The following is a 9,620-nucleotide window of genomic DNA, read 5'->3' on the forward strand; positions in this document are numbered from 1 at the left end:
AAATCGAAGCGCGCCTGCTGGAGCACGCGTGGGTCCGTGAGGCTGCCGTGTTGGCGGTCGACGGTAAATACCTGGTGGGCTACCTGGTGCTGCAAAACGCCGGGGACGACTGGCGCGATGTGCTCAGCGCCCATCTTGCCCAGCAGTTGCCGGACTACATGGTGCCCGCCCAATGGGTGCTGCTGGAGCAGATGCCTCTGAGCCCCAACGGCAAACTGGATCGAAAGGCCTTGCCCAAGACGGACGCCAGTTTGCTCGCGCGGGAGTATGTCGCGCCGCAGAGCGAGCTGGAACAGCAGATCGCCGCGATCTGGGCCGAAGTCCTGGCGGTACCGCGCGTGGGGTTGAACGACAACTTCTTCGAACTGGGCGGCCACTCGCTGCTCGCTACTCAGGTGGTGGTGCGCCTGCGCGAGCAGCTGCACGCCGAATTCGACGTCAAATCGATCTTCACCACCCCGACCCTGGCCGATTTCAGCGCCTATGTGGCAGGCCAGCAGACAAATAATTCGCCGGTGCAGGACGCATTGGCTAAATCCTTGGAGGCTCTCAAACGTCTATCAGCAGAAGATTTGGATAAATTGACTTCCTGAGGGGCGTGGCGTGCAAGCATTAATCGAGTCGGTAGGGTCACTTTCGGCGCAGCAAAAGAAAGCGTTGGCGGTAATGCTCAAGCAGCAAGGCATCAACCTGTTTGAGATTGCCCCGGTTTTCAAGCGCCAGGAAGGTGAGCCTCTTCGGCTCTCTTATGCCCAGGAGCGGCAATGGTTTTTGTGGCAGTTGGAGCCGCAGAGCACCGCCTATCATGTGCCAAGGGCCTTGCGCCTTACCGGCCAACTGGACGTGGCCGCGTTGCAGCGCAGCTTTGACACACTGGTGCTGCGCCATGAAAGCCTGCGCACGCATTTGCAGGAGGACGGCGACAGTGCCTTGCAGGTGATTGCCGATCAGGTACGGGTGGATATTGCCCTGGTCGACGCCGAGGAATCCGAACTCAAGGCGCTGGTGGAAGCCGAGATCGCCCAGCCATTCGATTTGCAGCAAGGTCCACTGTTGCGGGTCAAGCTGCTGCGCCTGGCGCCCCAGGAGCATGTGCTGGTGCTGGTGCAGCATCACATCGTCTCCGATGGCTGGTCGATGCAGGTGATGGTCGACGAGCTGGTGCAACTGTACGCCGCCTATGTGCAGGGCCAGGACCTGCAACTGCCGGCCTTGCCGATCCAGTACGCCGACTACGCGCTATGGCAGCGCAGCTGGATGGAGGCGGGCGAGCGTGAGCGCCAATTGGGTTACTGGAAAGGCATGCTCGGCGGCGAGCAACCGGTCCTCGAAATGCCCATGGACCGTCCACGGCCAGCGCTACAGAGCTACCGCGGGGCCAGGCTGGACCTTACCCTGGAAGCCTCTCTGGTGGCAGGCCTCAAGACCTTGGCGCAGCGTGAAGGTGTGACGATTTTCATGCTGTTGCTGGCGTCGTTCCAGGCTGTGCTGCACCGCTACAGCGGCCAGGCTGACATCCGCATCGGTGTGCCGGTGGCTAACCGTAATCGGGTGGAGACCGAGCGCCTGATCGGCTTTTTCGTCAACACGCAAATTCTCAAGGCCGATATCGACGGCCAGATGACATTTCGTGAATTGCTGCAGCAGACCCGCCAACGCGCGGTCGAGGCCCAGGCCCATCAAGACTTGCCGTTCGAGCAGTTGGTGGAAGCGCTGCAGCCCGAGCGCAGCTTGAGCTACAACCCGTTGTTCCAAGTGATGTTCAACCACCAGACCGACACCCAGCGCGGTGGCGGCAGTGTAACGGGGTTGCAAGTGCAAGGGCTGGAGTGGGACAGCAAGACGTCGCAGTTTGACCTCAGCCTCGACACCCAGGAATCGGCTGACGGTATCCAGGCGTCGCTGACCTATGCCACTGACTTGTTTGATGCGCCTGGCCTGGAGCGTTTCCTTGGCCATTGGCATCGCCTGTTGCACCGGGTGGCCCAGGATTGCGGCGGCCGTATCGGTGAGTTGCCCCTGTTGGATGATGCACAGTGGCAGCAACAGGTGCACGGCTGGAACCACACGCCCATGGCGTTTGCGCAGGACGAGGGCGTGCATCGGTTGCTGGAGGCCCAGGCGCAAGCGCGCCCCGACGCCATTGCCCTGGTGTGCAACGGCCAGGCGCTGAGTTACGGCGAGCTGAACTGTTGCGCCAACCGCCTGGCCCATCGTTTGCTCGAAGCCGGCGTAGGCCCGGACGTGCTGGTGGCGGTGGCCCTCGACCGCTCGGTGGACATGGTCTTGGCCCTGCTGGCGACGCTGAAGGCCGGTGGCGCCTACGTGCCGCTCGATCCGCAATTCCCGGCGGACCGGCTGGCCTTCATGCTGGAAGACAGCCGCGCTCGCGTGCTATTGACTGCCGGCGACCTGCACGAACGCCTGCCACTGGCGGCTGACCAGCAATTGCTGCTCATGGACGCACAGGAAGATGCGCGCTACAGCAGCGCCAACCCCGATATCGAACTGACGGGCGAGCACCTGGCCTATGTGATCTACACCTCCGGTTCCACCGGCAAGCCCAAGGGCGTGATGGTGCGTCATGGCGCACTGAGCAGCTTCACCCATGGCATGGCCAGCACCCTGGCCATTGGCGCTGACGCGCGGCTGTTGTCGTTGACGACGTTCTCGTTCGATATCTTTGCCCTGGAACTCTACGTGCCGCTGGCGACAGGTGCGACGGTGGTACTGGCCGACAAGCACGTGTCCCTGGACCCTGAGGCGATTCTGGATCTGGTACAGCGCGAAGCGATCAGTGTGGTGCAAGCCACGCCCTCGAGCTGGCGCATGCTCCTGGACAGCGAACGCCGCGCCTTACTGCGCGGGGTCAAGTGCCTGTGCGGCGGCGAGGCGCTGCCGGCCGACCTGGCCCAGCGCATGCTGGCCCAAGAGGGCGCGGTGTGGAACCTGTATGGCCCGACCGAAACCACCATCTGGTCGGCGGCCCATGAGTTGGTCGAGCCGGTGCCCTTTGTCGGTCGGCCAATCGCCAACACCTCGTTGTTTATCCTCAATGCCGAGCTCACTCCGAGCCCGGTAGGCACCAGCGGTGAGCTGCTGATCGGCGGTGTCGGCCTGGCCCGGGGGTATCACGGCCGGGCTGCGTTGACCGCCGAGCGTTTTGTGCCCAATCCGTTTGCGCGCAACGGTGAGCGGCTTTATCGCACAGGCGATCTGGCGCGCTATCGCGCGGATGGCGTGGTCGAGTACATCGGCCGCGTCGACCATCAGGTCAAGGTGCGTGGGTTCCGTATCGAACTGGGAGAGATTGAGGCGTGCCTGCGTGAGCAGCGTGCGATCCGCGAAGCCGTGGTGGTGGCCGAGCATGACCAGTTGCTGGCCTATCTGGTGACCGACACCTTGACGCCGGAAGCCGATCAGGGCGCCTTGCGCGAAGCGTTCAAGGCCGCACTGCGCGAGGTGCTGCCGGATTATATGGTGCCGGCGCACATGCTGTTCCTGGCCCGCCTACCGCTGACCCCGAACGGTAAGCTGGATCGCAAGGCGCTGCCCAAGCCAGACGCCAGCCTGCTGCAAAAACGCTATGTGGCGCCGGTCGGTGAGAAAGCCCGGCAGGTGGCCGCGATCTGGGCCGAGGTGCTGGGTGTGCCACAGGTGGGCCTGGAGGACCATTTCTTCGAGCTCGGCGGTCATTCGCTGCTGGCGACCCGCATGGTGTCCCGTGTGCGCCAGGCGCTGGGTATCGAGGTGGCACTCAAAAGCCTGTTTGAGCAACCGGTGCTGGGCGCCTTCGTGGCGTCATTGGGGGATGCAGGCGCCGAGGTCGCGCAGATCACCCGCGCCGATCGCACACAGCCGCTGGCCCTGTCGTACGCCCAGGAGCGCCAGTGGTTCCTCTGGCAGCTGGAACCCGACAGCGCGGCCTATCACATTCCTGCCGCGCTGCGCCTGTCGGGTGCGCTTGACCGTGTGGCCCTGCAACGTGCGTTCGACACTCTGGTGCAGCGCCATGAAACCTTGCGCACGGTATTTTTTTCCGACGTGAGCCAGACCGTTCAGCGTGTGCTCGAACAGGCTGCGCCGGTCATTGAACACCAGGTCGTGGGCGCAGCCACCTCCGGCGAATTGCAGGGGTGGGTGGAGCGAGAAATCGCCCGGCCATTCGACCTGCAGGCCGGCCCGTTACTGCGCATCAAACTGCTGCAACTGAGCGAGCGCGAGCATGTGCTGATACTGGTCCAGCACCACATCGTGTCGGATGCCTGGTCGATGCAGGTCATGGTCGATGAACTGGTGAGTTTGTATGCCGGTTACAGCCAGGGGCTCGAGCCAGTGCTGCCGCTGCTGCCGATTCAATACGCGGACTACGCCCAGTGGCAGCGTGGCTGGATGGAGGCGGGCGAAAAAGCCCGGCAATTGGCCTACTGGCGGGCCCGCCTGGGGGATGTGCAGCCGGTACTGGAGCTGCCGCTGGACCGCCCGCGCCCGGCGATACAACGTTACGAAGGTGCGCGTCTGGATGTGCTGGTCGAACCTGCCGTGGTCGAGGGCTTGCGCGCCCTGGCGCAGCGCGAAGGCGTGACCATGTTCATGCTGCTGCTCGCGTCCTTCCAGTCGATGTTGTACCGCTACACCGGCCAGTCGGACATCCGTGTCGGCGTGCCTATCGCCAACCGTAACCGCCTGGAAACCGAGCAACTGATCGGCTTCTTCGTCAATACCCAGGTGCTCAAGGCCGAGATCGACGGGCACATGACCTTTGCCCAGCTGTTGCAGCAGGTCAAGGAGCATGCGTTGGGGGCGCAGGCCCATCAGGACCTGCCTTTCGAACAGTTGGTCGAGGCCCTGCAACCCGAGCGCAGCCTGAGCCACAACCCGCTGTTCCAAGTGATGTTCAATCACCAGTCCGACGCCCATGCCAACCGTGGCAGCCAGCAATTGCCGGGGCTGCAGGTGCAGGGGCTGGAGTGGGACAGCCATACGGCGCATTTCGACCTGAGCCTGGACACCCAGGAGTCTGCCGAGGGCCTGCACGCTTCGTTGACCTACGCGACCGCATTGTTCGACGCCAGTACCCTGCAGCGCTTCGCCGCGCATTGGCAAAACCTGCTGAAGAGCGTGGTAGGCACGGCCCGGCAGTGTGTCGCCGACTTGCCGATGCTGGGCCGCGATGAGCAAGCGCAGATGCTCTATGAGTGGAACCCGCCGCAACCCGCGCGTGCCGCCCACAGCAGCGTGCTGATTAAATTCGAGCAGCAGGTGGCGAGCCGGCCCGACGCCGTCGCCCTGATCATGGATCAGCGGCGCATGAGTTACGCCGACCTCAACCAGCGCGCCAACCGCCTGGCCCACGCCCTGATCGAACAGGGCGTGGGCGCCGACAGCCTGGTCGGCGTGGCCGTGGACCGTTCGCTGGAAATGATCGTGGCCCTGCTGGCCGTGCTCAAGGCCGGCGGCGCCTATGTACCGCTGGACCCGCAATACCCCCGCGACCGCCTGCAATGCATGATCGAAGACAGCGGCTTGCAGCTGTTGCTGACCCAGCATCCCTTGCTGGAGCGCCTGCCGATCAGTGCCGACCTGGCGTTGATCTGCCTGGAGTCCGATCCGCAGTGGTTGGCCGAGTACCCGTCGAGTAACCCCGAGGTGCGCGCGTTCCCGGCCAACCTGGCCTACCTGATGTTCACCTCGGGTTCGACCGGGCGGCCCAAGGGCGTGGGCATCGACCAGGCTTCGTTGGCACGCCACGTCGAGGTGTTTACCGAGGTGTTTGCGCTGACCGCCGCTGACTGCGTGCTGCAATTCGGTACATTCAACTTCGACGGTTTCGTCGAGCAACTCTACCCGGCGCTCTGCTGCGGGGCCGCGGTGGTGGTGCGTGGCGGCGAGCTGTGGGATAGCGACACCTTCTACACCCAACTGATCGAACATGAGATTTCGGTGGTCGACCTCACCACTGCCTACTGGCACCTGATTGCCCGGGACTTTGCCGAGCGAGGTGTGCGGGACTATGGGCGGTTGCGCCAGGTGCATGCGGGCGGCGAAGCCATGCCGCCGGAAGGTTTGGCTTCCTGGCGCGATGCCGGCCTGGGCCATGTGCGCCTGCTCAACACCTACGGCCCCACCGAGGCGACTGTTACGGTCACGGCCCTCGATTGCGCGGGTTATGTCGATGGCCGCGAAGCCGTCACGCAAATGATGCCGATTGGTCGCGTACTGGACGGCCGCGCCATCTACCTGCTGGATGCCAGCCTCAACCCGGTGCCTGTGGGCGTGGCCGGCGAACTGGTGATCGGCGGGCCATTGCTGGCGCGGGGGTACTTCAACCGCGCGGCGCTGACCGCCGAACGCTTTATTCCCGACCCCTTTGACCCCGCTGGCGGCGGTCGCCTGTACCGCACCGGCGACCTGGCGCGCTACCGTGCCGATGGTGTGATCGAGTACATCGGGCGCATCGACCATCAGGTCAAGGTGCGTGGCTTCCGTATCGAACTGGGTGAAATCGAATCGCGCCTGCTGGCCCAGGATGCGGTCCGCGAAGCGCTGGTGATTGCTGCCGACCAGCAACTGATCGCCTACCTGGTCATCTCCGCGGCCGAGTCCGAGCAGGACGCACTGCGTGAGCAGCTTCGCACGGCCTTGCGCGATGAGCTGCCGGACTACATGGTGCCGGCGCACTTCATGTTCCTGAAGGCACTGCCGTTGAGCCCCAATGGCAAGTTGGATCGCCATGCCTTGCCACGCCCGGATGCGAGCCAGGCGCTGCACAGTTGGGTGGCGCCGGTCAGTGTGCTGGAGCAGCAGGTTGCCGCGATCTGGGCGGATATCCTCGGTGCTGAACGTATTGGCCTGACCGATCATTTCTTTGAGATGGGCGGGCATTCCTTGCTGGCCATGCAAGTGGCGTCGCGCCTGCGGCATAACCTGGGGATCGAGTTGCCGCTGCGCGTGCTGTTCGAACAAGCGCGCCTCGACGGCTTTGTCGCGGCCCTGCAAAGCGAGGGCAAGCAGGTCGGTTCGACGGCGCCGGCGTTGGTGCCGTCTTCCCGCGATGTGCCCTTGGTGTTGTCGTACGCCCAGGAGCGCCAGTGGTTCCTCTGGCTGCTGGAGCCCGACAGCGCCGCCTACCATGTGCCCAGCGCGTTGCGCCTCAAGGGCCAGTTGGACCTGAACGCGCTGCAACGCAGCTTCGACACGCTGGTAGCGCGCCATGAAAGTCTGCGCACCCATTTGCATCAGGGTGATGAGCAGACCGTGCAGGTGATTGCGCCGCAGGCCACGGTCGACATCGTTCTGGTCGAGAGCGACCCGACCCGGCTCAAGGCCCAGGTGCAAACCGAGATCGCCCGCCCGTTCGACCTGCAGGCCGGACCATTGCTCAGGGCCACGTTGCTGCGCCAGGGCAAGGACGAGCATGTACTGGTGCTGGTGCTGCACCATATCGTCTCCGACGGCTGGTCGATGCAAATCATGGTCGATGAGTTGGTGCAGTTGTACAGCGCCTACAGCCAGGGCCTGGATCTGCAACTGCCGGCCTTGCCGATCCAGTACGCCGACTATGCCCGCTGGCAGCGCGAGTGGATGGACGCGGGCGAAAAAGCCCGGCAGCTTGCGTACTGGCAAGGTTTGCTGGGCGGCGAGCAACCGGTGCTGGAATTGCCTTTCGACCACCAGCGCCCGGCCGAGCAAAGCCATCGTGGTGCGCGCCTGTTTGTCGAGCTGCCGCCCGCGCTGGTTGCCGACCTCAAGGGCCTGGCGCAACGCGAAGGCGTGACCCTGTTCATGCTGTTGCTGGCCTCGTTCCAGGCGCTGATGCACCGTTACAGCGGCCAGGAAGACGTGCGCGTCGGGGTGCCGATTGCCAACCGCAACCGGGTCGAGACCGAGCGGCTGATCGGCTTCTTCGTCAACACCCAGGTGCTCAAGGCCGATATCGATGAGCAGACTTCGGTCACGCAACTGTTGCAGCAGGTCCGCCAGCGTGCGCTGGAAGCCCAGGACCATCAGGACCTGCCGTTCGAACAACTGGTGGAGGCGCTGCAACCCGAGCGCAGTTTGAGTCTTAACCCGTTGTTCCAAGTGATGTTCAACCACCAGACCGAAGCGCGCCTGGGCGGCGCCGAACTCGCGCTGTCCACACTGCGCGTCGAAGGCCTGGAATGGGAGAGCCAGACCGCCCATTTCGACCTGGACCTGGATGTGCATGAAGGCACCGACAGCATCTGGGCCACCTTGGGTTACGCGACCGACCTGTTCAACGCCTTGACCATCAAGCGCATGGCCTGCCATTGGCAAAACCTGTTGCAGGCGATGGTTGCCGACCAACAGCAATCCATCAGCCAACTCAACCTGCTGGGCCAGGATGAGCAACGACACATCCTGCAGCTGTGGAACCAGACTGACGCCGGCTTCTCGGCCGAGCGTCTGGTACACGAAATGGTTGCCGACCGCGCCGCCGAAAACCACGCTGCGGTGGCGGTCAAGTTCGATGCGCAAACCCTGAGTTATGGCGAGCTGGACCGCCAGGCCAACCGCCTGGCCCATGCCCTGATCGCCCGTGGCATCGGCCCCGAAGTGCGCGTGGCAATTGCCATGCCGCGCAGTGCCGAGAGCCTGGTGGCGTTCCTCGCGGTGATGAAAGCCGGCGGTGTGTATGTGCCGCTGGATATCGAGTACCCGCGTGATCGCCTGCTGTACATGATGCAGGACAGCCGTGCGAAGTTGCTGCTGACCCACACCAGTGCGTTGCCGCAACTGCCGATTCCCGAGGGCCTGGACAGCCTGGCCATCGATCGCACCGAGGCGTGGGCCGACTACAGCGACACCGCGCCGGAGGTAAAACTGCACGGCGACAACCTTGCCTACGTGATCTACACCTCCGGCTCCACCGGCCTGCCCAAGGGCGTGGCGGTGTCCCATGGGCCGTTGGTGGCGCACATCATCGCCACCGGCGAGCGTTATGAAACATCGCCGGCCGATTGCGAACTGCACTTCATGTCGTTCGCCTTCGACGGCTCCCACGAAGGCTGGATGCACCCGCTGATCAACGGCGCCAGCGTGCTGGTCCGTGACGACAGCCTGTGGTTGCCCGAGTACACCTACGCGCAGATGCACCGTCACAACGTGACCATGGCGGTGTTCCCGCCGGTGTACCTGCAACAACTGGCCGAGCATGCCGAGCGCGACGGTAATCCACCGAAAGTGCGTGTGTACTGCTTTGGCGGCGATGCGGTGGCGCAAGCCAGCTACGACCTGGCCTGGCGCGCGCTCAAGCCGACCTACCTGTTCAACGGCTACGGCCCGACCGAAACCGTGGTCACGCCGTTGCTGTGGAAAGCGCGCAAGGGCGACCCCTGCGGCGCCGTGTATGCACCGATTGGTACGCTATTGGGCAACCGCAGCGGCTACGTGCTGGACGCGCAACTCAACCTGCAACCCATCGGCGTCGCCGGTGAGCTGTACCTGGGCGGCGAGGGCGTGGCCCGTGGATACCTGGAACGTCCGGCGCTGACCGCCGAACGCTTCGTGCCGGACCCGTTCGGCAAGCCGGGCAGTCGCGTGTATCGCAGCGGCGACCTGACCCGTGGCCGCCCGGATGGCGTGGTGGATTACCTCGG

Annotated in this window: 2 protein-coding genes; both read left to right on the plus strand. The window is 64.2% G+C overall.

Going from position 1 to position 9,620, the window contains the following annotated elements; translation table 11 throughout:
• Positions 1–593, plus strand: a 593-nt coding sequence (locus BFP99_RS28865; RefSeq protein ID WP_256097805.1) for a phosphopantetheine-binding protein, incomplete at its 5' end; no start/stop codon positions are given.
• A gap of 64 nt (positions 594–657) precedes the next feature.
• A partial coding sequence (locus BFP99_RS28870; protein ID WP_370737682.1) for an amino acid adenylation domain-containing protein occupies positions 658–9,620 on the plus strand: 8,963 nt, incomplete at its 3' end.

Source organism: Pseudomonas sp. 1 R 17 (assembly GCF_900067035.1).
In the GTDB taxonomy this organism is placed as follows: domain Bacteria; phylum Pseudomonadota; class Gammaproteobacteria; order Pseudomonadales; family Pseudomonadaceae; genus Aquipseudomonas; species Aquipseudomonas marginalis.